17 protein-coding genes are annotated in these 25,142 nt (G+C 47.2%); 10 read left to right on the forward strand and 7 right to left on the reverse strand.

Annotation, left to right across the window (positions count from 1 at the left end; translation table 11 throughout):
• Nucleotides 1-33 precede the first annotated feature (33 nt).
• Nucleotides 34-1,626, forward strand: a complete 1,593-nt coding sequence (locus FBF61_RS28385) for a RagB/SusD family nutrient uptake outer membrane protein (RefSeq protein ID WP_138483855.1) — start codon at nucleotides 34-36, stop codon at nucleotides 1,624-1,626.
• A gap of 93 nt (nucleotides 1,627-1,719) precedes the next feature.
• Here the strand turns inward: FBF61_RS28385 and FBF61_RS28390 are convergent, their stop codons facing one another.
• The 4 genes from FBF61_RS28390 to FBF61_RS28405 all read right to left on the reverse strand — a co-directional run bounded on the left by FBF61_RS28390 (nucleotide 1,720) and on the right by FBF61_RS28405 (nucleotide 10,125).
• Complete coding sequence (locus FBF61_RS28390; RefSeq protein ID WP_138483857.1) at nucleotides 1,720-3,669, reverse strand: asparagine synthase-related protein; 1,950 nt, start codon at nucleotides 3,667-3,669, stop codon at nucleotides 1,720-1,722.
• Nucleotides 3,670-4,065: 396 nt separating this feature from the next.
• On the reverse strand, nucleotides 4,066-6,513 hold the full coding sequence (locus FBF61_RS28395) for an ABC transporter permease (protein WP_138483859.1): 2,448 nt from the start codon (nucleotides 6,511-6,513) through the stop codon (nucleotides 4,066-4,068).
• A gap of 513 nt (nucleotides 6,514-7,026) precedes the next feature.
• Nucleotides 7,027-8,616 carry a TROVE domain-containing protein gene (locus FBF61_RS28400; RefSeq protein ID WP_262712837.1) on the reverse strand — a complete coding sequence of 530 codons (1,590 nt, stop codon included), beginning with the start codon at nucleotides 8,614-8,616 and terminating at the stop codon, nucleotides 7,027-7,029.
• A 54-nt stretch (nucleotides 8,617-8,670) separates the two neighbouring features.
• A complete protein-coding gene (locus FBF61_RS28405) occupies nucleotides 8,671-10,125 on the reverse strand; it encodes an RtcB family protein (RefSeq protein ID WP_138483863.1) in 1,455 nt (484 codons plus the stop codon).
• Between the two features lie 99 nt (nucleotides 10,126-10,224).
• On the opposite strand from FBF61_RS28405, the gene FBF61_RS28410 reads away from it, so the two are divergent.
• Nucleotides 10,225-11,238 carry a helix-turn-helix transcriptional regulator gene (locus FBF61_RS28410; protein ID WP_138483865.1) on the forward strand — a complete coding sequence of 338 codons (1,014 nt, stop codon included), beginning with the start codon at nucleotides 10,225-10,227 and terminating at the stop codon, nucleotides 11,236-11,238.
• A 35-nt stretch (nucleotides 11,239-11,273) separates the two neighbouring features.
• Here the strand turns inward: FBF61_RS28410 and FBF61_RS28415 are convergent, their stop codons facing one another.
• Nucleotides 11,274-12,407: a TlpA family protein disulfide reductase gene (locus FBF61_RS28415; RefSeq protein ID WP_138483867.1), complete on the reverse strand. Its 1,134-nt coding sequence runs from the start codon at nucleotides 12,405-12,407 to the stop codon at nucleotides 11,274-11,276.
• Between the two features lie 186 nt (nucleotides 12,408-12,593).
• Between FBF61_RS28415 and FBF61_RS28420 the strand changes: the two genes are divergently transcribed.
• The 6 genes from FBF61_RS28420 to FBF61_RS28445 all read left to right on the forward strand — a co-directional run bounded on the left by FBF61_RS28420 (nucleotide 12,594) and on the right by FBF61_RS28445 (nucleotide 20,718).
• Entirely contained in the window at nucleotides 12,594-13,679 is a 1,086-nt protein-coding gene (locus FBF61_RS28420) for a sensor histidine kinase (RefSeq protein WP_138483869.1), read from the forward strand.
• Nucleotides 13,672-14,361 carry a LytR/AlgR family response regulator transcription factor gene (locus tag FBF61_RS28425; protein ID WP_138483871.1) on the forward strand — a complete coding sequence of 230 codons (690 nt, stop codon included), beginning with the start codon at nucleotides 13,672-13,674 and terminating at the stop codon, nucleotides 14,359-14,361. Before FBF61_RS28420 ends, FBF61_RS28425 begins: the two co-directional genes overlap by 8 nt.
• An 84-nt stretch (nucleotides 14,362-14,445) precedes the next feature.
• Nucleotides 14,446-15,006 carry a Crp/Fnr family transcriptional regulator gene (locus FBF61_RS28430; RefSeq protein ID WP_138483873.1) on the forward strand — a complete coding sequence of 187 codons (561 nt, stop codon included), beginning with the start codon at nucleotides 14,446-14,448 and terminating at the stop codon, nucleotides 15,004-15,006.
• Nucleotides 15,007-15,167: 161 nt separating this feature from the next.
• Complete coding sequence (locus FBF61_RS28435) at nucleotides 15,168-16,205, forward strand: efflux RND transporter periplasmic adaptor subunit (RefSeq protein WP_138483875.1); 1,038 nt, start codon at nucleotides 15,168-15,170, stop codon at nucleotides 16,203-16,205.
• A 60-nt stretch (nucleotides 16,206-16,265) separates the two neighbouring features.
• Nucleotides 16,266-19,379, forward strand: coding sequence for an efflux RND transporter permease subunit (locus tag FBF61_RS28440; protein WP_138483877.1), 3,114 nt, complete (start codon nucleotides 16,266-16,268; stop codon nucleotides 19,377-19,379).
• Entirely contained in the window at nucleotides 19,369-20,718 is a 1,350-nt protein-coding gene (locus FBF61_RS28445) for a TolC family protein (RefSeq protein ID WP_138483879.1), read from the forward strand. Before FBF61_RS28440 ends, FBF61_RS28445 begins: the two co-directional genes overlap by 11 nt.
• 2 nt (nucleotides 20,719-20,720) lie before the next feature.
• Here the strand turns inward: FBF61_RS28445 and FBF61_RS28450 are convergent, their stop codons facing one another.
• Nucleotides 20,721-21,461: an FkbM family methyltransferase gene (locus FBF61_RS28450; protein WP_138483881.1), complete on the reverse strand. Its 741-nt coding sequence runs from the start codon at nucleotides 21,459-21,461 to the stop codon at nucleotides 20,721-20,723.
• A gap of 480 nt (nucleotides 21,462-21,941) precedes the next feature.
• Entirely contained in the window at nucleotides 21,942-22,820 is an 879-nt protein-coding gene (locus FBF61_RS28455) for a helix-turn-helix domain-containing protein (RefSeq protein WP_138483883.1), read from the reverse strand.
• Between the two features lie 278 nt (nucleotides 22,821-23,098).
• Here FBF61_RS28455 and FBF61_RS28460 point away from each other — a divergent pair, with 278 nt between their 5' ends.
• Together FBF61_RS28460 and FBF61_RS28465 are read left to right on the forward strand one after the other, a co-directional pair.
• On the forward strand, nucleotides 23,099-24,325 hold the full coding sequence (locus tag FBF61_RS28460) for an enolase C-terminal domain-like protein (protein ID WP_138483885.1): 1,227 nt from the start codon (nucleotides 23,099-23,101) through the stop codon (nucleotides 24,323-24,325).
• Between the two features lie 44 nt (nucleotides 24,326-24,369).
• Nucleotides 24,370-25,140, forward strand: coding sequence for an SDR family NAD(P)-dependent oxidoreductase (locus FBF61_RS28465; protein ID WP_229215263.1), 771 nt, complete (start codon nucleotides 24,370-24,372; stop codon nucleotides 25,138-25,140).
• The last annotated feature ends 2 nt before the right edge of the window (nucleotides 25,141-25,142 follow it).

Genomic DNA, 25,142 nt, shown 5'->3' on the forward strand with positions numbered 1-25,142 from the left:
GGGCCATTATAGGATTTAATTATTTTGATAAAAATGAAAAAATATAATTTTCTAAGCCTTCTGGTAGCAGGTATGTTGTTACAGGGGTGCAGTGATTTTTTAGATAAAGAGCCGCTGGGGCGTGAGACGGACACAAATTACTTTTCAGATTCTACCAACACGCTGCTTGCCATCAATGCGGCCTATGATGTGGCTTCCTATGATGAAGGAAACGACGGCCTGGGCAACTATCTGCCGCACAACTATGAATGGATGTTCGGAGATGTATTGTCTGACGATGCTGAAAAGGGAAGCACAGCCAGCGATTTCATTGATATACAACATCTGAAAGAGTGGCGCGCATTGCCGGTCAACGGGCCGGTGAGCGGGGTTTGGGGTAACTTGTGGATTGGAGTGTACCGGTCCAACTGGGTTTTGAAAAACATTGAAACCGCGCCGATCAGCGAAACTCTGAAGAGCCGGATCAAAGGTGAGGCACATTTCCTGAGGGCATACTATTATTTCTATCTGGTACGTCTTTTCGGAGGGATGCCATTGTTTTCAGAGCCGGTAAAAACCTCGGAGTATGCTGCCACCACGCGCTCTACGCTGGCTGAAACCTATGCTTTTATCGAAGCGGATCTTCAGCAGGCAATTACGCTTCTACCGGAGAAAAATCAATATGCGGCGCCTGACCTCGGCCGTGCTACCAAAGGTGCCGCCCGGGGTTACCTGGCGCGCGCGATCATGTATCAATTGGGTATGGATAATACCAACAACCATACCTGGCAGCAGGTTTATGACCTCACGGAAGCGATTACGCAGTCGGGGCAATATGGACTGACTGCCAACTATGCAGCGATTTTTGACGAGATCAGTGAAAATAACACGGAATCACTTTTCGAGATACAGGCGAAAGAATCTGGCCAGACCTGGGGGCCGATCAAAACCGGTACCACCAATAATGTGATCCAGAACAACCGGGCTACGTGGGGCTGGGGTTTCAACAATCCTACCACTGATCTGGCAGATGAATTTGAGGCCAATGATCCGCGTAAGGCTATGACGATTTATGGCAACGGCTATATACTGTTTGGTGTGAGACAAACCGTGAACTTCCCTGACGAAAACATGACAGGTTACCTGAACCGTAAAACGGCTATCGTGCAGCCTGCACAAGCATCTGCTTCGGGCCAGAATATCCGCAAAATGCGCTATGCAGAAATACTGTTGATGAAGGCTGAGGCAGCAGCGCGGTCAGGCAACGAAGCCGAGGCCCGCACGGCGTTGAACATGGTGCGTCAGAGAGCCAAGAGATCAACGTTGCCAAAAGGCTCCAAAGAGGGGACTGCAACCTATGATCCCACAAATATCCCGGCAACAGCTCTGCCGGATGTATCGGCCACAGTTACGGGTACAGCGCTGGTTCAGGCAATCTTGCACGAGCGTCGTGTGGAATTGGGTATGGAGCACCTGCGTTTCTGGGATCAGGTTCGTAACGGAACTTACATGAATTCCCTGTCAGGCGAGATCAAAACCCGGGCACAGCAGCATTCGGTTGCAGGCAGTGTGAATCCTGTTCCCGTACTTCCCATTCCTTTGAACGAGGTACAAACCTGGGGATTGCAGCAGAATCCTGGGTATTGAAATAACTGTTAAAAAACCGGGGCCTTCTACCGAGCTGCCGGTATATAAAAAAGGAGCAGGCGATCGCCTGCTCCTTTTTTTATATACACGAATTCAATATTGACCATCCGATTGAAAGCGTGTCAGCCAGTCAAGCCAGATCGCCAGTGATATCGTTCTGAGCACCTGAAACTGCGATCTGTTGTGCAAAAATTCTTGCGCATTTTCTCTCAGCAGTACACTTACGGCCTTTTCATATTTGTTCTTGTCAATATAACTCCAGACAGGGTTAGAACGATCCTGCATCAAATCTTTGGATTGATGATACAGCCGGATCACGGCCTGTCTGCCGTACAGACTGAAATTGGCTTTGGATGGTCGGGTACGTACGTTTTCCGGTAATAAACCTTTCATCGCTTCCCTGAAATGTCCGCGTCCTAATCCGTTTCCGAATTTTATTTCAGGCGGTGTCGCCATACATAATTCGAACAATTCTTTATCATACAGCGGAAACCGGTTATGGATTCCATAGTAATTGCCAAGGGTGAAAAACTGTTCGTTGGCAATTATAGACTGGGCATTGTAAACCGCGACGAATGCGTTGCGGTATTTTTCGGGCAGCTTTTTGGCAAAGGATACCGCTGCATTTTCTCTATCTTTTCCGGACTTATATGAAATTCCTGTTTTCAAAATACTAAGAGGCAGGCGGTCGCGGGACCGAATCTTTCCGGCAGCACTTTTTAAGCCTTTTTTTAAAAAACACGAAAGAGGGACATTCATATTCTTAGATATGTCGATCATAAGCCGGAATGCGCTGGAAGCCGGCAATTTCCTGACCACTTCAAAATACCTGGAGACCGTGAAATTTCGGACATAGGCTCTGTACTTCCACTCGGGACTATATGAATCCCAGTCCGGGTATATTTTATGCATGGGAGCATGGTCGGCTCTTTCTGCAATCAGGGTTTTTAAATTTTCCCAATTGCGAGAGAAAAAAGCTTCATAAGGCAGCTCTAGACCGTTTCCTACCACAGAATCGCCGTCGTGTCCTGCCAATAACACTTCACAGCCTAGATCTTTGGCGTATTGGATGAGGCTGCCTTGGAGCGAAGGGCTGAGAACCATGCACTCGGGGTGTCCGTAAAGAGAGGTATACAACGAAATAGTTTCAAAGTCATTTGCTGGAGGAGCTACATCGTGATGTACAGATTCAATGTTTTTAGCAACACAGGCAGCGAATCCCCCTTCGTCAGTATAACGGGTTCGCGTCTCGGAATATAGTGTATGAAGGTTTGTATCGGGTGATACGTCTTTAAACATCGTGCTGACCGAAGAAGAATCCAGTCCGCCGCTGAGATGCGAGGCCACCGTGTTATGCGTTCGCTCCGAGGATTTTTTAACCGATCTGCGGAAAAGATCTTTGAATACCCTTCCATATTCCTCTATTGAGCCTAATCGAAGCCATTTCTCAGGGCTAAACCTGGCATAAGGAGCTGAAGTCAACCCGTTTGAGGAAACCGAAATGAAATGCCCTGGTAGCACCAGCTTGATGGCTTTGTAAAAAGTCCGGGATGTGTAGCTGCTTGCCTGGTCCTTCTGAAAATCGCAATAGCTTGCCACCCGCTGTTTATCAATTTCCAGGTATGTTTTAGAACATTGCATTTCAATCAGCGAAACCAAACTCGTCGAAAACGCCAGGAAAGAACCCGGGATATGCAAGTAGTACAATGGAATAGTCCCGAAAATATCTCTGGACAAAAGCAAAGTCCCGTTCATTTCCTGATACCACGCGACTATGTCCGCCCTTTCAAAAATGTTCGAATCTACCGGAGAATCGGAAAGGCCCGAAACCCAATTACTGTCTGAAAGATTGTTTTCTTTGAATTCAATGCCCTTATTTTCCGAGCGGTCGGTGCCAATCAGGATCGTGCTGTTGTTCGCACTTCTGGTGGCCGGATAGCGTAAAGCCAGCCATCCGGCATCACAGACTACTACATTGTCAGGAGTTACAGACGCAGAAGCATCTGTAGATTTTTTAAGAGCAATAAAGCCTTCAACTACCACCTGTCGGACATTAAGTTGTACGGGATTATTGAAGAGAATTACCCTGCAAAATTGAAATTGCTACCGCCATCGTATTCACTTCCCAACTTTGAAAGTTTGGTGATTTTGCTTACCGTTCCATGTAGTTTTAAAACAGGCTTTTTGTAGTTTTTTCTTTTTTGTGGGGTGTTTAAGATGTCAGTCTTCATTGAGGCACGTTATTGAGAATTATTTTGTCGCAAAATAACTAAATAATTTTATATGTAACCTGATGGGCTCAAATTGATTTGATAAAAATATCAAATGATATCGTAGCTAAAATGATATATTTTGCGACATGGCGAAACGTTTTCCTGCGCCGTAAACAGGAGTCAGGAAAACGCGTCGCTAAGGATATCCGGCAAAAATGGAGATAGTTTATTCCGATTTCAGCGATTTTGCAGGGTTCATCAAGGCGGCTTTAATGGCTTGTGAACTGACGGTCAGAAAAGCGATGGCTACCGCAAGAATTCCTGCTACGATAAACATCCACCATTCAATATTGATCTTGTAAGCGAAATCGGCCAGCCAGAGAGAAACCGCATACCACGCGATCGGCGAGCCAAGAATGATCGCTATCAGCACCAGTTTGAGAAAGTCACGCGACAGGAGGGCAACAATGCTGGCAACGGTAGCACCGAGTACTTTTCTGACGCCAATCTCCTTTGTACGCTGGCTGATCGTGTAGGATGAAAGCCCGAAAATGCCCATCGAAGCAATAATCACAGCTAGCAGCGAAAAGAAGCTGGCGATTTTCCCGAAAGTCTGGTCATCCTTGTATTGACGGTTAAACTGTTCATCCATGAAAAAATAAGAGAAGTCGTTGCCGGGGAAAAACTCAGCGAATTTCTTCCCTATCTGTGCGATCGTCTGATCGGCATCGTTTGCGTCAATTTTAATGGAATAAAAACCTCCGTTTGTATAAAACGGCTGAAAAATGATAGGTTCGATCTGATGTTTGAGGGATTGCTGATGAAAATCGCTGACTACCCCCACAATCTCCCATTCCCGGCCATAAAACTTTATTTTTTCGCCCACCACATCCGTATCCGACAGTCCAAGCAGCTTTGCAGCGGAGTGGTTGACGACCATGTTTTTTACTTTTTGTCCATCCTGATGAGAATCTGTGCTAATGAAATTCCTGCCCGCCAGTACTTTTACTTTATAGGTGTCAAAAAACGCAGCATCAATGCTCATGCGGCTTACCGTCACACCCTTTTCCTGATTGGTACCCACGATATGCACATCAAAAGCGCGCGGCAAACGGTTCCCGAACAAATTGATGGAAGCGGTAGCTGATTTGACTTTCGGATATCTTCTTAATTCCGATTTAAAGGTATTGATCCGGTCGATAGAAGCAGAATCCCAGAGCGTAAGTTCGGGTCCCTGTACGACCAGCACCTGGTCCATGTTGAAACCCAGGTTCTGTTTCCGCATAAACTGTAGTTGTCGGAAAACAATGAAGGTGCCGATAATCAAAACAACAGACGCCGTGTATTGAAACACGACCAGCGATTTGCGTACCCAGATCCCTTTGTCGGACTGCTTGAAGTTTCCTTTCAGAACGCTGATGGCCTTGAACGCCGACAATGCAAATGCGGGATAGAAGCCGGACAAAAATATGCCGAGCAAAAATACGATTACAAGTGAAATGGCCAGTGTACTCCCTCCGAAGCCACCTCCTGTGAGCAGCGAAACTGACAGGGGTTTGCCTATGAGGGTGTTCAGGGTAGGTTGTAACAATGTCATCAGGATCATCGAGAGGGTTAATGCAATCAGGTTTAAAATAGCCGATTCGGATAAAACTTGACCGATAAGCTGGCCTGAGGTGGCACCTGCTACTTTTCTCACACCTACTTCTTTGGCACGTTCCACAGATCTGGCCGTGGAGAGGTTGATGTAGTTGATCCATGCTATGAGCAGGATAAAACCCGCGATGATCAGCATCGTCCACACCGCCTTCCCGTTATTGATCTCTCCGATTTCATATTCATAGTCGGAGAAAAGGTGCGCCTGGTTCAGCGGCTGCAGGTAGAATTTTTCTATACTGCCGGAAACCTTGTCGCCTTGGAAATAACGTTCAGAGAAAGCCGAGAACTTCTTTTCAAGCGCGACAGCATCCGCACCGGGGCGAAGTTTGAGGTAATGCCACATATCCGATCCCGACCAGCTGTCCTTTACCCAGCTGCCCCAGGTCCTGACCAGCGATTCGTAGGACATGAGCGCACCAAATTGAAGATGCGACGTTGCCGGGGTGTCTTTCATAACCCCGGTTATCTGATATGGTTCGGGGTCCAGATCGAGGTAGAGCATTTTTCCCACGAGTTTTTCGTACCCCCCGCTTTCCGCACCGAAAATCCGTTTAGCATTGGTTTCATTAATAACAATCGAATTTGGGGAATTCAGCGCGGTTTGCGGATTGCCGGCCAGCAGCGGGAAAGTAAAAAACGTAAGAAAATTTCCGTCAGCAAAAATGCCCTTCTCCGGAAATATCTTGTTTTCCTTTCTCAATTTGAAAGTGCCGGTGTTGGATACCGTTGTGTAGGCTTCCACTTCGGCGAAATCCTTTTTCATTGCCGGGCCGATCGTCGGATAGGTGATCGTTCCGTGCTGAACCAGTTTTCCTTGCTGAAAGCGGTCATTTGTAATCCTGAAAATCCTGTCCTTATCCTTATGAAACTGGTCAAAATTCAGCTCGAAGCTAACATATTGCAGGATCATCAGGCAGGCAGTGATACCGACAGCCAGCCCGGTAAGGTTCACCAGCGAGAAAGCTTTGCTCTTCCAAAGGTTCCGCCAGGCGATTTTGAAATAATTCCGGAGCATATCAGGATGTATTAAATAAGTTTTAGGTAGGTGCTGGGTTTGGACTTATTTCTGCATTGGTGCAACAAATAGGATGCCAGTAACCGGAATCGGCGATTCCGGTATGTCAGTGAAGTTTTTAGGTGCTTGTATTGTTCAGAATCGAACGGTCGCCGGTGAAAGCGGACAAGCTATAACCATCGAAAAAAAGAGGGGCAACGCAAAGCGCTGCCCCATGCCCATCAGGGCTACTTATTTCCAGGGTAAAAAGCAATGCGTGACGTTACATCCATGGGATGCTCTGCTCTACCCGGCTGAGCTACCTTTGCCTGAACAAAGGGCCGGATTCGAACCGGCGACGCGAAGGAACACGCATTTACGACACCTGGAATATCATTCATAAAGAGCAACAGATGAAACAGGCACAGGGAGAGAGGACTCGAACCTCCATCATGGTTTGCACCACAACGCCCTACCATATTCGGATGTAACGAAGTAACCCGTTTCTACGGCATCCTTACTTTTCTTTGTTATTTAAAATTCAATCGCATTGATCTCGGCCAGGGCTTGCCTTCCATTTTCCATGGCATCGAGTATTGCAAAAATCTTGTCACTCCATCCCGCCAGGAGGTACACATCGTCCTGGATCAACTGTACCGGCGACTGTCCGTAGCCTTTGAGGTCAAAGAGATAGAGTTTCGCGTCCGGCGCGACTTTTCTTTTGTATCGGATCCACAAAGAATGAATGTGCTGGGTACCGTTTTGGCTGTTCCATAGCTGGCAGTCGGTAAACAGCATCACTTTGTTCATGAGGATTCTGCGATCCAGCAGGTCTTTGATGACCAGATAACCGTTGGTTGCGTATCCCACCTCGCCCTCTCGCCGGTAAAATTCCTGCACATTGGCGAGGATATTGTTGTGAGGCACGGAAATGGTTTTCCAGGTATCCCCGAACATGCCGATCCGCACGTTTTTGCAGCGGGACTGCAGTAGCATGGCCAGCATCAGTCCGATGTCATAAAGTAATATTTTTGATTTCGGTGAAACCGGTACCTGCATAGATCCCGAAACGTCGCACGCTAGCAGTACTTTGGTATTTTCGTCAAAACCCCTTACCGATGCGGCGCTTTGCATCACCGCTTTTTCCAATGTATCCAATACCTGGCCGACGTAGCCACTACCATCGGTTGGTCCCGGCAATTGAGCAGGCATTTGTGCAATTTCACGGTAAGCTGCCAGATACCGGAACGGGAACTGTTTTGCTTTCGCCACTTTTTCGGCGGATGCAAGTGTTGCGCATACTTTCTGAAGGTGCGGATGGGATATCTCCATTTCCAAAAAGTTCCTCAAATTGCGCAGCAACGCCATATAACCCAATTTGCCGCTGTCAATAAGTTCCTCCCATTTGTTTTTGAAAGCCTGTCTTTTTGTGGTTTCGTCAGGAAATGAGAGTTGTCCAAGTGCCGACAACTCGGTCTCCCAGGTATAAGGCGTATCCAGTTTATTGGCCGCTATTTTGTTGAAAACCGCTTGTTGCGCTTCGTCTTTCGCTTTTGGATGGACCAGAAACAATGCATCCCGCAATTTTATAGCCGCGTCACTTCGGTTGTATTTTGCAAATTGGTAATCATCGAAATTATTAAAAGCATCCGACAACCCTTTCTGCAATTGTTTGGACAGACGGTTCAGTTTTTTGATACCCGAACGCCTGTTCAGTAACTGATAACATGCGAGCATTTCGGTGATTTCATCCGCACGCGCAATAACTTTCCCGGTTGCTCGGGCGACCAGATTGTCGCCCGAGTGCACTTTGGCTAATTCTGTTAACAATACCAGCGGGGCCGAACGCATATACATTTTCTGCCGCGCATATACCGCCAGTTTTGCGACAAACAACGGATCGGTCTGGCTTACGAGTGTATGAATTCTGTGCAGACGCTGGTGATTTTTTTCGTAGAACGAATCATTCAGCGACCAGGTTACGATCGCGGTGTAAAGTTGCATGGCAGGATTCATCACAAAAGCTTTGGCTCCTTCGTGGTTCACTGTTTGCTGTACTGCGCTGCTTTGCAGGTTGAATTTCATAATAAGCCTCCTTTCTTTGTTTGTCGTTTCAAATTTCACACGCTGCTGCGCAGTCTTTCTGCGCAGCAGAATTTATTTTCAATTTATTTTTCATCAATCTTCCGGCTTTTCCTTTGCGCCGGCCATTCTTACGATTCTTGGCTGAAACTCGGCAAGTATATCCACAAGCTCTGTTTGCGCAGCCATCACCGCATGAATGTCTTTGTATACCATCGGAGCTTCATCGATGTCCGAACCCATCAGCGTAATTCTGTTAGCCAGCAGGTTTTCATCCACCGCCGATTTACTGATCGTCCTGAACGCCGCGCTGCGGCTCATCAGTCGTCCGGCACCGTGGGAAGCGGAGTTCAGCGAAGTAACTTCTCCTTTTCCCCTCACCACAAAGCCGGGTGTACTCATGGATCCCGGTATGATTCCCAATACACCTTCACCGGCCGGAGTCGCGCCTTTTCTATGCACCATTACTTCGGTTCCGTCTGCCATTTTTTCTTTCCAGGCAAAATTGTGGTGGTTTTCAATCCGCATCACCGGTTCCAGGTGCAGGGCACGGGCTATTTTATTATGGATCTCATGATGGTTTGCCGAGGCATAGTCGCCGGCCAGGTTCATTGCAATCCAGTATTCCTGCCCCTCGTCCGTTTGCATATCCAACCAGGCAAGATGTTTTGCTTCTTTTGGGAGCTGTGTTTTTTGCATGGCAATAGCCGAGTAGGTATTCGCAATGCTCCCACCGAACCCTCTTGATCCGGAATGCGACAGCAAAGCCAGGTATGACCCAGCCGGAATTCCTTCCAGCGAACCTTCCGATACCGTCAGCTCGCCCCATTCCACAAAATGGTTACCGGTTCCAGATGTCCCCAGCTGTGCATAGGCTTTGTCTTTCAGTACTTTTACCGTTCTGAACGCATTCCACTCCGGGCGGTCAAAAAGGGTCGTGTCAAAATGCACTTTGGTTTTGCTGCCCATACCAAAATGCGTGTGTTCGGACAGCAATGTTTTCAGTTTGTCTTTTTCAGTATCAACCGTGCCGGCAGGCAGGTCGAAAATGCTCAGGCACATACGGCATGCGATGTCCACACCCACGGCATAGGGAATAATAGTATCCGCAGTTGTTGCCAGCACGCCGCCTATGGGAAGTCCGTATCCCTGGTGCGCGTCGGGCATGAGGGCGCCCGCAACGGCGATCGGCAATTGGATCGCTGTTTTCATCTGTGCAAGGGCGCCCACCTCAATATGTTGCAGTCCAAAAACCGGGAAGTCTGATATTTCATCTTTTAGCTGATGCATGGTCCGCGGCTGTTTGAAAAATTTACCTTCATTTCTTAGTTCAAGAATCTTGTCTGCAATGTTTTTGAACTTGCCATTTTTTTTCAGAGCATACGGTGCTGGATCATCAATCAGCGCTTCCAGATTGGCCAGTACCGTGGCTTTGTCCATCACTTCATGTTTGAGCAGCCCGTTGGCTACCCGGCCGAATGCTACCAGTAATTCCAGGTCATTGACTCCCAGCTGTTCCAGTTCGGAGTTGCTGATTTTTTCTCTTTTCATGACATTTAATTTGCTTGACCATACAAAGGAATAGCCCAACTACGCAGTCTTTTTGCGCAGTTGGATTTATTTTGATATTTTTTCAAAAAAATAAAACCTATGCCTGTCAACCGCAATGCGCTGATCCGTTACCGGACCATTGATAAATGTCTTGGTAACCGGTTCCGCAAATGGACACTGGAAGATCTTATCGAAGCCTGTTCTGAGGCATTGTATGAATTTGAAGGAATTGACAAGGGTGTCAGCCGGCGGTCGGTGCAGGCGGATATTGAAATGATGCGGAGCGACAAGCTGGGTTATGAGGCTCCGATCATCGTGGTCGACAGGAAATTTTACACTTATGCGGATAAAAATTACAGCATCACCAATATTCCGCTGAGTCACCAGGATATGAAAGTACTGGGTGAAGTTTCGGGTCTGCTGAAACAATTCAAAGGGTTCAGCCAGTTTGAAGACCTTACCGAGATGGTCAGCAAACTGGAAGATAAAATCCATTCGCAAAAAACGCACAGCCCTTCTGTAGTAGATTTCGAAAAGAATGATCATCTGCGCGGACTTGAATTTATTGAGCCGATCCGCAAAGCGATCGTCTCGAAAACAACACTTTGCATCACCTATCAGTCCTTCAAGGCGCGGCAAGCCAATACTTATTGTTTCAGTCCCTATCTGCTGAAAGAGTACCGCAACCGCTGGTTTGTGCTGGGAGAAAATCACAGCAAGCATCCTTTGCTGATGACTCTGGCGCTGGACAGGTTACAGTCGCTGGAAGAAGATAAAAACGAACCTTACCGGGAAAATAATTCTATTGATTTTACTACTTACTTTTCCGATGCGATCGGTGTTACCAAAACCCCTGGACAAAAAGATTGCGAAGTGACCTTCTGGATGGATCACCGCACTGCACCTTACGTGATCACCAAACCCCTGCATGCTTCGCAAAAAATACTTGGCGAAGATGAGAAAGGAAAGACTTTCAGCATCCGGGTCGTACTGAACTTCGAACTGGAGCGCGAGCTGCTCGGCTTCGGGGCGCGGATCAAAATTCTGGGGCCGAGGATTCTTAAAAAATGGATATCAGACCAGTTGAAAAGGGCAGCGCAGCAGTATAGTTAACTGTTAACAGGTGCTGAAATTTTGCCAATACCTGCTCAGTCCGCAGCCAAAGCCTTTTCTATTTCCCGCTCAATTTGGTCGGAAAAACCCAGGCTGACAAAACTTACCATCCCTTTTTTATCGATAATTACATATTCCGGGACGGCGTTGATCATGTAATCTTTTTTGAGTTTTTCATTGCCGACCAGCATTGGAAAACCGATTTCCGGGTGTTTGCTTACAAACCGTTTCGAAGACTCCAGCTGTTTGGCATCATTGGTGATCCCGTAGACTACCAGGCCTTTGTTCCTGAATTTTTCATAAAGCTGCGCAACTTTTGGCATCGATTCCACGCAGGGCCCGCACCATATCTCCCAGAAATCGAGTAGCACCACTTTGCCCGACATTTCCTGGGAGATAGCCTGTTTTTGGTCAAAAGAATTTAATACAAATGCCGGGGCCGGTTTCCCCTTTAACGTCATTATTGGGTGTTTGTCATCGACTTCCGGGATTTTCAGGCGGTATGTTCTGGCGAAATCCGGCTCAGTAAAATTGTATTGGGCCGTTTCCTGGTTTACGCTCAGTTCTTGAATATTCCAGCTGAGATCCTGGACTTTTCCCAATGTTTCCTGGTGCTTTTTCACGGCTACGGGCAGCATATTGGTTTTATCTATGGTCACTTTTTTAAATCGCTTGAACACGTCGTACCGGGTGAGATCCGGATATGACATCGTGAGGTAGAAAAAATGCTTGTCCTGCGAAACCCGAAATCCGCTGGCTTCCGAAGTGTCAAGCCTGATAAGGTCCTGCACAACCACCCGTCCGCCGGGATGATACAGGATTTCTTTCATGTTAGCAGCGTTGGTGTTGATGGAATACAGCTTTTCCAGATCGTCGGTTTGATATACCATGTTCCCGTCGAAAACGAGCTGGCTGTTACTGCCATCTTCTTTTGCCCAAAACTGAAATCCCAAAACAGGGTCGCTTGATTCCTGGCGCATTTTCACGAGGCCGGTGATGGTACGGATGTGGCCGGTCACGAGTGTGTCATTGCGGACCGTTTTGTAAGCAACCGTCCGGATCGAATGTTGCGATTTCAGTACTGCTGCGATGATCTCAGCTGCGCTCTGCGCATATAACCCGGTACCTGAAAGAAGAATAGAGAGAAGAAAAATAACCCTTTTTTGCATGATCTGGCGCTTTTTGTTTTTTCAAACTTATGTGCTTTTTCAGCCCTGCAATGAAGTATTAGACCTGTGATCCGTTAAATTAGACAATCCGGACTTTGTCGAAAAAATCACAGCCTTTGTCGAAAATGACGACTTGACCGGGCGCTATGATTTTCGGCTGAAAAAACAAAGGAGTAAATTCAGGGCATGAAACCAGGTTTGAATGATGATATCTTGAAACTGAGCAGGACCGAAGTTTTTTTCTTCCTGGTTATCTTTTTTGTATTTCCGATTGTCACCGACTTTGAATTCAATTTTTATGAAAAAGGCGGTTCTACACCTTCGCTCGAGTTGCTGACAGAGCGGCTCGTTTACGGAATCATCGGTATGGTACCCTATTTGATTTATTACAAAATCGTTATCCCATATCTTTTCGCAAAAAGGTACCTGCTGTTCACTTTACTGGTATTACTGTTCCTGGTTGCGCTTACGATTTATACCAAATACGGGCATTGGCTGGTGGGCAGGATAACATTTCTGCCGGCGGAGACCGTGAAGTCGGCCCGGAAATGGTACGATTACGAGCCGCTGCTGTTTCGTTTCAGTGTGATATTTGTTTTCAGGGAACTACTGATGCTCACTGCCCTGGCATATTTTATCAGGTCGTCGAGCCAGGAAAAGCAGATGCAGATTATGCGCCGGCAACAGTTAGAGACCGAGCTGGAGTTTCTGAAAATCCAGTTACAGCCGCATTTTTTTTTCAATACCCTTAATAACATTTATTCCCTTGCGCTGCAACGATCCGAACAAACTGCGCCGCTCATTGCCAAACATGCCGAAATGATGCGATATATTCTGTATTATTCTAAAAATCAGATCGTTAAGTTGAGTCAGGAAATTGATTTTCTGAAAAATTATGCAGAGGTAGAAACATTGCGCTATCCTGAAACTACCGACATCCGTTTCGATGTGCAGGGCATTGATGATGCCATTTGCATTGAACCGTTCCTGCTGCTACCTTTTATTGAAAATGCCTTTAAACACGGAATTCGTGAAGAAACAGGGGCGGGGTTTGTTCATATCATTATATGTGTGACATGCAATGAACTGACGATGGAAGTACGGAACAGTAAGTCCGCCATCTCTCAAACCGTGAAACCGGCAAAAGGTATCGGCCTGGCAAATGCCCTGAACAGATTGAACCTGCTCTATCCTGATCATCAGCTTGTTGTCAATGAATCCGCGAAAGTACACGAAGTGAGTCTTAATTTAACCTTGTCCTCCAATGGTTAGGTGTCTGGTTGTTGATGACGAGCCGCTGGCGCAGAAAGTGCTGGAAAGGCACATCGGCCAGCTGGAAAACCTGGCATTGGTGAAATGCTGTGCCCACGCGATGGAGGCCTTTGAAGCGATCAGCAGTACAAGTATCGATCTGATGTTCCTCGATGTCAAAATGCCTTCGATCAGCGGGATAGATTTTATCAAAAATCTGAAAAATCCGCCTCCTGTCATTTTTACGACCGCTTTTTCGGAATTCGCGGTGCGCAGCTATGAGCTGGAAGCCGTGGATTATCTTTTAAAGCCTATCACATTTGACCGTTTTGAAAAAAGTATCAACAAGTTTCTGAAACAAAACACAAAGGTTGAAACAGCACCGGCCTTTACCTATTTCAAGGTGGACGGCAGGCTTGTCAGGATTGAACATGAAACCCTGGTGTACGCTCAGTCGATCCGGGATTATGTGATCATTCATACAACCCGCGGCAACTACATCACGCACATGACCATGAAATACCTGGCCGGACTTCTGCCCGAAAATGCCTTTATACGTGTCCATCGGTCGTACCTGATCGGGGTCGCGCATATTACTGGTCTGGACAGCAACCAGGTACTGCTGGGCGAAGCATGTATTCCTATCGGGGAAAGTTTCAGAAAGGAGGTATTTATGCTCAGAAACAGGATGATCAAAAGTTGATGCCTGAAATATTCCTGCATATTGGCAAACGTGGTATTGAATAATTTTTCCTATTTTCAGTATCCGAACCCAAGGCACAGTTCCATGAATCTGAAAGCATTTTTTATATCCCACTCATTTTCAGAAGAAGACGCTGTGAGGCTTGCCGAAACTTTCAAAACAGAGCAGGTAAGCAAAGGGCAGAAATTACTGGAGCCCGATAATTTTGGCAAAAAAGTTTATTTCATTGAAAAAGGCCTGCTACGTACATTCTATTTAAAAGACGGTAAAGACATTACCCACCATTTTTTCAAGGAAAACAGTTTTACCCTGCCACTCGAAAGTATTTTTTACAACCGGGCATCCCCATACGGTATCGAAGCGCTGGAGGCAGGGACAGTGCGTTCGTTGAATTACGCCGAGGTGGAGAAATTCACCGAAGTATATCCTTCTATCCATAAAATGATCAGCATATTGCTGATCGATGTTTTGAGATCATTCTCAGAACGACTTAATTCCATCCAGTTTCAATCCGCCCAGGAGCGTTACCGGAGTATCGTCGACAACCACCCGGATCTTTTACTAAGGGCGCCGCTTGGCCATATTGCTTCCTATATAGGCATCACACAACAGACGTTGAGCGTCCTGAGGGCTCAGCGTCTGTAGCGATAAAATTTTCCCCAATGACTTATTTTTTAATCCAGCTTAAAAAATAAGTCTCGCTATAGCCCGAGATTTGCATTGTTTATTTAGAGTAACTAATTGACAGTCAGGTATATGCTGGCCCATGTCGAGACTGGTATCCATAGTCAGATCAATATACAATCATGAGAAACATAGGTATTTATGCAGCTGCGTTTGCAGCCCTGGGGCTCGGGTCCTGTGCAAGGGAGCAAAAGAACGAAACCGAACTGCCGGGCAACGCGATTGCGGTGGCTACAACCACCGTTGAAAACCGCGAGGCTGACCGGGAGATCTCGATCAGTGGAAATATAGAAGGAGAAACGACGGTAAGGCTGGGATTTATGGTCGCGGGAAAGATCAATTATATCGCGGCGGGGGAAGGGCAGAAAATTAACAAAGGGCAACTGCTTGCCAGTCTGGAACCAACCAATTATGCGATCGGCAAGGAAATCGCGGATGTGCAGGTAGGACAGGTGCGGGACGAATACGACCGGCTAAAAATCATGCACGAGCGAAAAAGCATCAGCGAAAGCGATTTTTCCAAAATAAGCCACGGACTCGACCAGGCGGTTGCGCAGCAGAAGTTACAGGCCAAAAACCTGTCGGATACCAAGCTGTACGCACCGATAAGTGGCGTATTGCTCAAAAAAAATGCCGAGGTAGGAGAGATTACCGGTGTGGGAACGCCTCTTTTCGTGGTTTCGGATATCAGTACCGTCAAAGCCAATGCGTATATCCCCGAAAGTGAGCTACAGAATATAAAAATAGGACAGGAAGCCTCTGTACTGGTTTCGTCACTGGACGAGACTGTCAAAGGTAAAATCATCGAAGTAGGTTCTGCGGCAGACCCGGCGTCAAGAGCGTTTACCGTGAAGATCAAAATCTCCAATCCAAAATTGCTGATCAGGCCGGGTATGATCGCGGAAGTGAAAATCAATTCCGGACGGAAAGGTACTTTTCTGGCCGTGCCTACTGAGGCAGTTTTGAGAAACCTGAATAACCAGAACATTGTGTACGTGGTAGATAAGGGGAAAAATAAGGCGTTTGAAAGAAAAGTGAGCCTGGGCAGGCTTACCGACAATTATATTGAAATACTGGCTGGGCTCAGCGCCGGCGAAAGCATTGTGACGGCCGGACAGAACAAGCTGACCGACGGGGCCGACATTACTGAAAACAAATAGACTGGTTCATACCATACACGGTTTGGATATCAACTGAGATACACATTCAATTTAGAAAAAATGAATTTTGTAGAAGCATCGCTCAAATACAAGCAGGTCACCTTATCGGTACTTTTCCTTTTGTTTGCGGTCGGGGTTAATTCCCTGCTGAACATGCCCAGGCGGGAAGATCCCCAAATAACGATACGGCAGGGGCTGGTAATCGCCTATTTTCCCGGCGCCAACTCTGCTCAGGTGGAGGATCAGGTTACCAAAAAACTGGAACAGTATCTTTTCCAATATGGTGAGGTGAATAAGGCAAAAACCTATTCTACAACCCAGGATGGCATGGTGGTAGTGAACGTGGAGTTGGGTGAGCAGGTGAAAGAACCCGATATTTTCTGGAGTAAACTGAGGCACCAATTGCTGATTTCCAGACAAATGGATCTCCCTGCAGGTGTACGCGGGCCCATCGTGAATTCGGACTTCGGGGATACGGAGGCGCTGGTGATCGGTATTCAGAGCAATGAGGCGAGTTACGCCCAGCTGAAAGAGTATGCCCGCAAGCTGGAAGATGCGATCCGGACAGTTCCGGCCACTTCAAAAGTGAAAAGGATCGGGGAGCAGAAAGAACAGATCGTGGTGAGTTCCAATTCGGAAAAATTAGCACAGTACGGACTGAGTCTGAGCCAGGTTATCAAGGTACTTCAGAGCCAGAATGCGATCAATGCCACCGGGGATATCAAAACGGAAAACAGCCAGACTCCTTTGTATACCGATGGCTATTACAACTCGGAAAGTGAAATTGCGAACCAGATTGTGGGGGCTTCGAAAACCGGTGAAACCATTCGCCTTGGCGATGTGGCCACACTGAAAAGGACCTACAATGACCCGACCAGCAAGACCACTGTAAACGGAAATAAAGCCCTGATCATCACCGTGCAGATGCAGGAAGGCAATAATATTGTGAAGTTCGGTGATGAGGTACAGAAGAAGGTTGCAGAGGTAAAAACCTTGCTGCCGGACAATGTGAAGCTCACAACCATTGTGAACCAGCCCGAAATGGTGGATTCCAATATCACGCATTTTATCAGGGAGTTTTTTCTTGCCATCATATCCGTCGTGGTGGTCGTGATCCTGCTGCTGCCGTTCAGGATCGCCACGGTGGCCGCAATGGCGATCCCGATGACGGTTGCCGTGACTTTTGCTTTGATGCACGCCTTCGGTATTGAGCTTCACCAGGTGTCGCTGGCCGCCCTGATCGTCGTGCTGGGTATGGTGGTCGATGATGCCATTGTGATTGCAGACAACTATGTGGAGCTGCTGGATGAAGGCATCGACCGGTGGACAGCAGCATGGAGAAGTGCCAGTGACCTGGTGATCCCGGTCCTGGCAGCAACGGTAACCATTATCGCATCTTTCGCACCGATGGTACTGCTTACCGGAACAGTCGGCGAGTTTATCCATGCATTGCCGGTAACGGTCGCCATTGCTTTAAGTTCGTCGTTTATCGTCGCCATGGTACTCACGCCCCTATTGTGTTATACATTCATCAAAAAAGGTCTTCACGATCATTCGGATCAGGAAGCGGAGAAAAAGAAAAAAGCCTCACTCCTCGATAAAATGCAGGACGGGTACAATGCTGCGCTGGGCTGGTGCGTCAGGCATCCCAAAACTACCGTCACCGCCAGTTTCAGCACGATTTTGATCGCCGGATTGCTTTATACCAAGGGTATCAGACAACAATTTTTCCCGGCTGCTGAGAGAAACCAGCTGGTAGTGGAGCTTTGGATGCCTACGGGGACCAAGATGGACAGGACCGAACAGTCTATCGCAAAAATTGAGAAAGTGATCAAAGCCGATAAACGGGTACAATCCTATGCCACTTTTGTGGGAACGAGCGCGCCGAGGTTCTACTATAATTTTGCGCCGGAAGTGCCGGTGACCAATTATGCTCAGATTCTCGTCAATACGACGACGGAAAAAACAACAGAGGAGTTGTCGGAAGAGCTCTCGCGCGTTGTCGACAATCTGGTACCTGAAGGGGTGGTGCAGGTGAAGCTCATGCAGCAGGGACAGCCTCAGAAAGCGCCGGTTGAGGTAAGGGTGATAGGAGAGGATGTGGCCCGTTTGAAGCAAATAGGGGCACAGGTGGCGGCGATCATCAAAAAATCAAAAGGTAGCCGGCTGGTGAGAAACGATTTCAAGGAGGATTATTACGGTATCGGGATACAATTGAATAACGAGGCGAGCAGGCTGGGTTTTACCACAACCAGTATCGCGGGCGCTGTTTATGTCGGTTTCGCAGGAGCGCCTGTCGCGACAATGTATGAAGGAAACGAGGCAGTTGACATTGTTCTCAGGCTGGACGAGAAAAACAGGCGTTCTACTGACGATCTTGAAAATACCTATCTGGAATCCCCGGTGACGGGTGCAGCTGTACCATTGCGCCAGGTTGCCAACATTGTCCCGCAATGGTTTACAGGTAAAATTATGCACCGGAATGGTGTGCGCACGCTGAGCGTTCAGTCCGAAACACAGCCCGGTACCTTACCTTCCCAGCTGCTGGCGGAGATCCAGCCGGAAATTTCCAAACTGGCGATGCCCGTAGGTTATACCATCGCTTACGGAGGTGAATATGCCAATAAACAGGAAACATTCAGTCAGATGATAGGCGTTTTGGGTGTTAGTCTGGTGCTGATATTTTTTGTCCTGCTATTGCAGTTCCGCAACCTGAAAGAAGTAACGATCATCATGCTCACGATCCCGCTCAGTTTGTTCGGTGCGCTGTTCGGGCTTTACATTACCGGGAACAATTTCAGCTTTACAGCATTTGTAGGCCTGATCAGCCTTTCAGGAATTGTGGTCCGTAACGCCATCATCCTCATCGATCATACCAACGAACTGATCCGACACCATCGAATGGATATTACTACGGCTGCCATAGAATCCGGGAAAAGGCGCTTGCGTCCGATTTTTCTCACAGCCATGGCAGCTGCCATCGGCGTGCTTCCGATGATACTCTCAGGATCGCCCATGTGGAGCCCCCTCGCCAGCGTAATCGCGGTAGGCGTGATATGGAGCATGATTATGGCGCTGCTGACGGTGCCCGTACTTTACATTGGCTGGGTCAGGCCGGAGGACAAAAAAGAACTATTGGAAAAGAGCTTAATTGTTGAGCATCATGAAAACTAGGAACCTATTAAAGAATTTACTGGCATTGGGCGCATGGCTTTGCCTGGGTACCGGCGATGTTTTCGCGCAGGTATCGGTAACCCTCGACCAGGCCGTTGAAAAAGCATTGGCAAACAATAAATTGTATCATATCAAATCGTTGCAGGTTGAGGAAAAAACAGCAAAGGTGCAGGAGGACAGGGTCAAAGCATACCCCGCTTTTTCTGTCAGCTCTACATACCAGTACAATGCCAATATCGGACAGCTTTCGATTGCGGAGGGGACATTGGGTGTGCTGCCCTTGCCCACCGGAAATGTGGCGTTACCCAACAACGAACTGAACGTGGACCTGGGGAGGCATCAGACTTTCAATGCGGGGGCCAGTGTTTACCAGCCTGTATCACAGCTTAGTAAAATAAAAACCGGCGTGCAGGTCGCTCTGACGGATGTTGAAATCGCTGAGCGTGAAAAGGTGAAAGTTTCTTTACAGATCATGCAGGCAGTGGAGAGGCTGTATTATGGAATACTCATTAATGAAAAACAAAAAGAGGAGGCCAGCGCCAAGCTTGAACTTGCCCGCCTGAAACTGTATGATCTGGAAAGCGCCAGGTTCTCAGGCAAGACGATCGATTCCAATGAATCGGGCCTGCTGGCGAATATTGCGGACGAAGAGCAGAATCTGCTCAAACTGGATATCCAGAACGAAGATTATATGGCAGACATGCGTCGGCTGACCGGCCTGGGATCAGGCGAAGTCAGGCTGGAACCGGTTGGTGAACTTCCTTTTGAAACAAGCCGGACAGTGGAGGATTATAAGTCAGTGGCTGGGGAGAATAATGTCGATATTCAGCTTGCAATTCTTGGTAGGGCTAAAAGCGAGCTGGCCATTAAGGCCGCAAAGTTGACTTACCGGCCTGATCTGGGCGTTTTTGCAGGGTATACCTATCAAAAAGGGAATGTTATCTTCCCCCAGAATAATCCCTTCGCCGGCCTAAGCTTGAAATGGAATGTGCAGGATCTGTGGAGCAACAAACAGGTTCTGAGACAGAGGTACCTGGTTTCGGAGCAGGCCCGGCAGCACCTTGCCGACAAGCACGATGAGGTGAGCAATAACGTTGAAAAAGCTTACAGGAAAATACGTCAGGCGCAGTCGCTCATACAGGTCGCAGAGCGTGCTGTTACTTACAGGCAAAAAGAAATGAAGGTACAGGACGATAAAAAGTTTGCCGGATTGAATACCGAAGCGGATGTGCTGAACACAAAATCACTGCTTGCTAAATCGGAAGCAGATCTTTTCGCCGCTCAGCTCAGTTACCGGCTGGCGATCTCCGACCTGAAAATCCTGACCGAAAAATACTGATATCAGAGGTGTGCGGGATGGATAAAAAAGAAATTGTTGCCGGGTATGTCTGTGGCGCTTTCCAACGGATCGAGATGATCAGTTTTTGGATCAAAAACATAAATATCGTAGCCGATTGATTTGATGAGTTCAAAAACGAGCTTCCGGTTTTCATTGTCCCATAATTCACAATAGATCATAGGCTTGTTCCGTTTCAGTAATTTTTTTCCGCCCCTCAGCACTTCCAGCTCAAAGTTTTCGACATCCAGTTTAATAGCGTTGATCTCTGTTTCCGCCGGGTAAAGATCATCCAGTCTTTTCAACGGAACCTCGTACAGAATCCCTTTTTCGTCTGAACCTTCTTCGTAGGCTTTGCTCAGGCCCTGCATTCTCGAATTTCCCTGCAGCGGCATAATCATTTTGAGGGTGCCTTCCTGGTTGCCCAGCGCGAGGTTGAAAAGTTTCACGTTTTTCAGTTTCAGAAAACCTGTCACTTTTCCAAGTGTTGAAAAATTTTCGGAAATCGGTTCGTATGCGTGGATTTCAGCATTTGGGGCATTTTTGGCAAGGGGAGCGGCAGTGATACCGATGTTGGCACCAATGTCAAGAATGATGCCTCGCTTCTTGATCATTTTCAGGAACTTTATAAATTCCCGCTCATAATTTCCCGAGTCGATGGTCTTGATGGAATAGAGTGAAAAGAAGAAAAGATAGTTTTTGAATCCAAGTGATCTTTGCAGAATGTTCCGGATGAAATTTTTCACGTTGCGGGTCTTTATGAATAATAAGATGCTTGTAAAATTATAAATAATTGTTATTCATTTGTAGTACTATGTTTATAATTCATGTATAAATTATGTTCGACCGTTAAATAAATCAGTAAAAGTCCGGGGAGGGTAAAAAACCTGCCGGATAGTATGGATACAGGCGCTGGTCACTATCCCAAAATCTGATTGAAAAGCGTCGTGAACACACGAGAAAGTGCATTGGAAGTAAGATAGGGGGCAATTTGGTTTTTCACCTTCAGTCACAAAATTCGACAAAAGGACAAAATGTAGTGGTACGGAAATTTGTCGTAACAATGAGATAATTCAAGTAATTTGTATTGTTCACCAATTTAACTAATTTGGCATGCTGAGATCCTCGCAAGGGGACTTTGGCTAGAAATAACCTAGTATCATAATAAAGGGGGTCTCTTATTGAGGCCTCCTTTTTTTGTGAACCCGCCCGCACTGTACCGATTTTTACAGCTCCGTTTTCCCTCTGTTGGCGCTTCTGTATTCTTTGGGAGAGGTATTGTTGATCTTTTTGAAACAGCGGTTAAAATAGGATATGTTGGAATATCCGCTTTCGAGTGCGATCTGGGTAACGGGCAGGTCCGACTGGAGTAAAAGTTTTGTGGAAAAACCAATTCTTATTTCATTGATAAAATCTGAAAAAGTCCGGTTGGTCAGTGTTTTGAAAAAACGGCAGAACGAATGGATTTCCAGCCCTGCGATAGATGCAGCCTGTTTTAATGTGATTTCCTCCCGGAAATTTTGCTGGATATAGTTCATGAGTTTATGCACGCGTCCCTGGGCCTGTCCGGAATAGACCGAAAGCAGATTAGGCACATTGAGCCACACAAGATCATCCGCATCCAGCAGCTGGTCCAGGATCTGCAGGAACGAAGCCAGCAGGGAAATGTTTTTGTAACCCAGCATCTGCTGCAAAATAGGAATGATGTGCTTTTTTTTCTCGCCGCAAATACTGATCCCCCGTTCCGATTCCCTGAAAAAATGCCGGAGTTCGTTCGTATCGATCAGGCCGTCGAGCTTCTCTATGATGGCTTCCGGATTGATGTAAAGCGCCACGGAGATCGCTTCCTCCGACGTGTTTTTTTCAGCCCGTTCGCTGTACCAGACGTGGGGCACATTCGGGCCGACAAAAGTAAGGTCGCCTTCTTCGAACCGTTCTATGGAATCACCAATAATCCGCGTTCCCGAGCCGGAAAGTATATACACAAGCTGGCATTCCGTGTGAAAATGGAAGTCCGTGGCGAAGTAAGGGCGGACAATTTTCTTGACAAGAAAAGGCTTGGGCGATTGCGCAAAATCAGGTAACAGTGCGTAAGTGGCTTTCATGCTCCCGGATCGTTAAAAAGTGTCTTCGCAAATATAGTATCACAAAATAATAATCTTGAATCAACTTAATGGATTTATTGCAAATAAATTTGTATAATTTCCTTAGCGTACAAAGGAAAAAAAGGCATCTTATTAAATCACTTTCATTAAAAATTCTCTTTTTTTATTTTACTGCATTGATTATTAAATAATTATATTTTTTCTGAATATTTCAATTTTCAAAATTGAAGGCTTCTTTTGGCTGTTTTTTCACTTGTAGCATATTGACATTTTAAACAATGCACATTACTACTATTAAAGTTTATGACAAGAGATTCGACCTGCCCGAAGGGGTTGGGTCGGACGCCACGCACACGACGCCACAATACGCCTATGCCGTATGCAGCCTCAAAACGGATACTTCTGTGACAGGTACGGGGCTTGCTTTTACGCTGGGCGTAGGCACGGATCTGGTTTGCAAGGCAATAGATTACCTTTCGGTTTCGCTCAAAGGCCGTGAAATTGAAGAGCTTATGTCGGATTTCGGGACGGAGTACCGTAAGATGGTCGATTCGCCTTCTTTCCGCTGGCTGGGGCCGCACAAAGGAGTGGTACATCTGGCACTGGCAGCTGTGGTCAATGCGTGTTACGATCTTTGGGCAAAATCGAGGAATGTGCCGCTCTGGCAATTGCTGCTAGATCTCACACCCGAACAGTTGGTCAATACTCTGGACCTGAGCTATCTGGAAGAAGTGCTTACGAGGGATCAGGCTGTGACCTTGCTGAAGGATAATTTTTCGTCCCGTCCAACGCGTAAGGATGTTTTGTGTACGGGTTATAAAGGTTACGATACTTCGGTGGGCTGGTTTAATTTTTCGGATGAAAAAATAGTTGCCAATACAAAAAAGGCGATGGACAGCGGCTTCACCGCCCTGAAACTGAAAGTGGGCTCCGACGATCCGGTGCGCGACATTCGCCGGGCTGGGCTCATCCGGAAGACCGCCGGAGAAGAAGCGACCATAATGGTGGATGCCAATCAGAAATGGAATGTACCACAGGCTCTGGATATCTGCAGAAGATTGGGGGAAATAAACCCTTTCTGGATAGAAGAACCGACACACCCCGACGATGTACTGGGGCATCAGACCATCGCAAAGGCCATATCCCCGCTAAAAGTTGCAACGGGGGAACATATTCCGAACAAGGTTATTTTTAAGAACTTTTTTCAGGCAAAAGCCATGGATTTTTGCCAGGTGGATGCCGTACGGGTGGGAGGGGTCTCGGAATTCCTTACCATCAGCCTGCTTTCCAAAAGTATGGGGATTCCTGTGGTGCCGCACGTGGGCGATATGGGGCAGATCCATCAGCATCTGGTGCTTTTTAATCATATTGGTATGAACCATGAACATTTGTTTCTGGAACACATACCTCACCTGCAGCAATACTTTGTAAACCCGGCCCGGATCGTCGACGCATATTACCAGATACCCCAGGTAGCAGGCAGCAGCAGCGATTTAAAGAATTAGGGACTTTGTAAAGTCTTTTAGCCCAAATAATGTGATAGAAACGGATGATGAATGAATTAACGGATAAAACGATTTTTTTGACGGGAGGTGCTGCGGGCATCGGCAGGGTATGCGCAGGAACGTATATCAGGGCAGGTGCCAGGGTGGCGGTGATGGACAAAGACGATGCGGCACTGAGCGATCTTGCTGACGAATTCGGTCCCGCCTCGCTGGTAACATTTTCCGGGGATGTCAGGGCGGAAAAAGATGTGAAGCGGGCTCTTGAGGAAACCATTGGCATATTCGGCGATATCCATGCGATCCATAACAACGCGGGTATCGCAAGCCCTTCCAAACCTTTGGACGAAACAACAGAGGAGGAGTGGGACAATCTGTTTTCAGTCAACCTGAAAAGTGTGTTCTGGACAACGCGCTATGGCATTGCTTCCTTAAAGAAGACCAAAGGCTGCATTCTCAACACAAGCAGTATGGTCGGGGAGATCGGGCAGGACAACCATGCCGCTTACGTGGCTACCAAGGGTGGGATGAACGCGCTCACAAAAGCCATGGCGCTGGATTATGCACCTTTTGGGATACGGGTCAATGCAGTATGCCCGGCGGGCGTCTGGACGCCCATGCTCAGAAAGTGGGCGGCTGAACAGCCCGATCCTTCCGGCATTGAAAAATACCTCGATAACATCCATGCGCTGGGTTATTGTCCGGAGGGGGACGTGGTGGCCGATGCAGCATTGTTTCTGATTTCCGATGCCGCCAGGTTTATCACGGGCTGCATTATGCCGGTGAGCGGCGGTGCCGAATTGGGATATAAAAAATAGGA

The organism is Dyadobacter bucti, assembly GCF_005869225.1.
In the GTDB taxonomy this organism is placed as follows: Bacteria; Bacteroidota; Bacteroidia; order Cytophagales; family Spirosomataceae; genus Dyadobacter; species Dyadobacter bucti.

Coding starts and splice junctions, on each gene's coding strand:
- FBF61_RS28385 (WP_138483855.1), top strand. CDS start 34: ATGAAAAAATATAATTTTCTAAGCCTTCTGGTAGCAGGTATGTTGTTA.
- FBF61_RS28395 (WP_138483859.1), bottom strand. CDS start 6,513: ATGCTCCGGAATTATTTCAAAATCGCCTGGCGGAACCTTTGGAAGAGC.
- FBF61_RS28405 (WP_138483863.1), bottom strand. CDS start 10,125: ATGAAAAGAGAAAAAATCAGCAACTCCGAACTGGAACAGCTGGGAGTC.
- FBF61_RS28410 (WP_138483865.1), top strand. CDS start 10,225: ATGCCTGTCAACCGCAATGCGCTGATCCGTTACCGGACCATTGATAAA.
- FBF61_RS28415 (WP_138483867.1), bottom strand. CDS start 12,407: ATGCAAAAAAGGGTTATTTTTCTTCTCTCTATTCTTCTTTCAGGTACC.
- FBF61_RS28420 (WP_138483869.1), top strand. CDS start 12,594: ATGAAACCAGGTTTGAATGATGATATCTTGAAACTGAGCAGGACCGAA.
- FBF61_RS28425 (WP_138483871.1), top strand. CDS start 13,672: ATGGTTAGGTGTCTGGTTGTTGATGACGAGCCGCTGGCGCAGAAAGTG.
- FBF61_RS28430 (WP_138483873.1), top strand. CDS start 14,446: ATGAATCTGAAAGCATTTTTTATATCCCACTCATTTTCAGAAGAAGAC.
- FBF61_RS28435 (WP_138483875.1), top strand. CDS start 15,168: ATGAGAAACATAGGTATTTATGCAGCTGCGTTTGCAGCCCTGGGGCTC.
- FBF61_RS28440 (WP_138483877.1), top strand. CDS start 16,266: ATGAATTTTGTAGAAGCATCGCTCAAATACAAGCAGGTCACCTTATCG.
- FBF61_RS28445 (WP_138483879.1), top strand. CDS start 19,369: ATGAAAACTAGGAACCTATTAAAGAATTTACTGGCATTGGGCGCATGG.
- FBF61_RS28455 (WP_138483883.1), bottom strand. CDS start 22,820: ATGAAAGCCACTTACGCACTGTTACCTGATTTTGCGCAATCGCCCAAG.
- FBF61_RS28460 (WP_138483885.1), top strand. CDS start 23,099: ATGCACATTACTACTATTAAAGTTTATGACAAGAGATTCGACCTGCCC.
- FBF61_RS28465 (WP_229215263.1), top strand. CDS start 24,370: ATGATGAATGAATTAACGGATAAAACGATTTTTTTGACGGGAGGTGCT.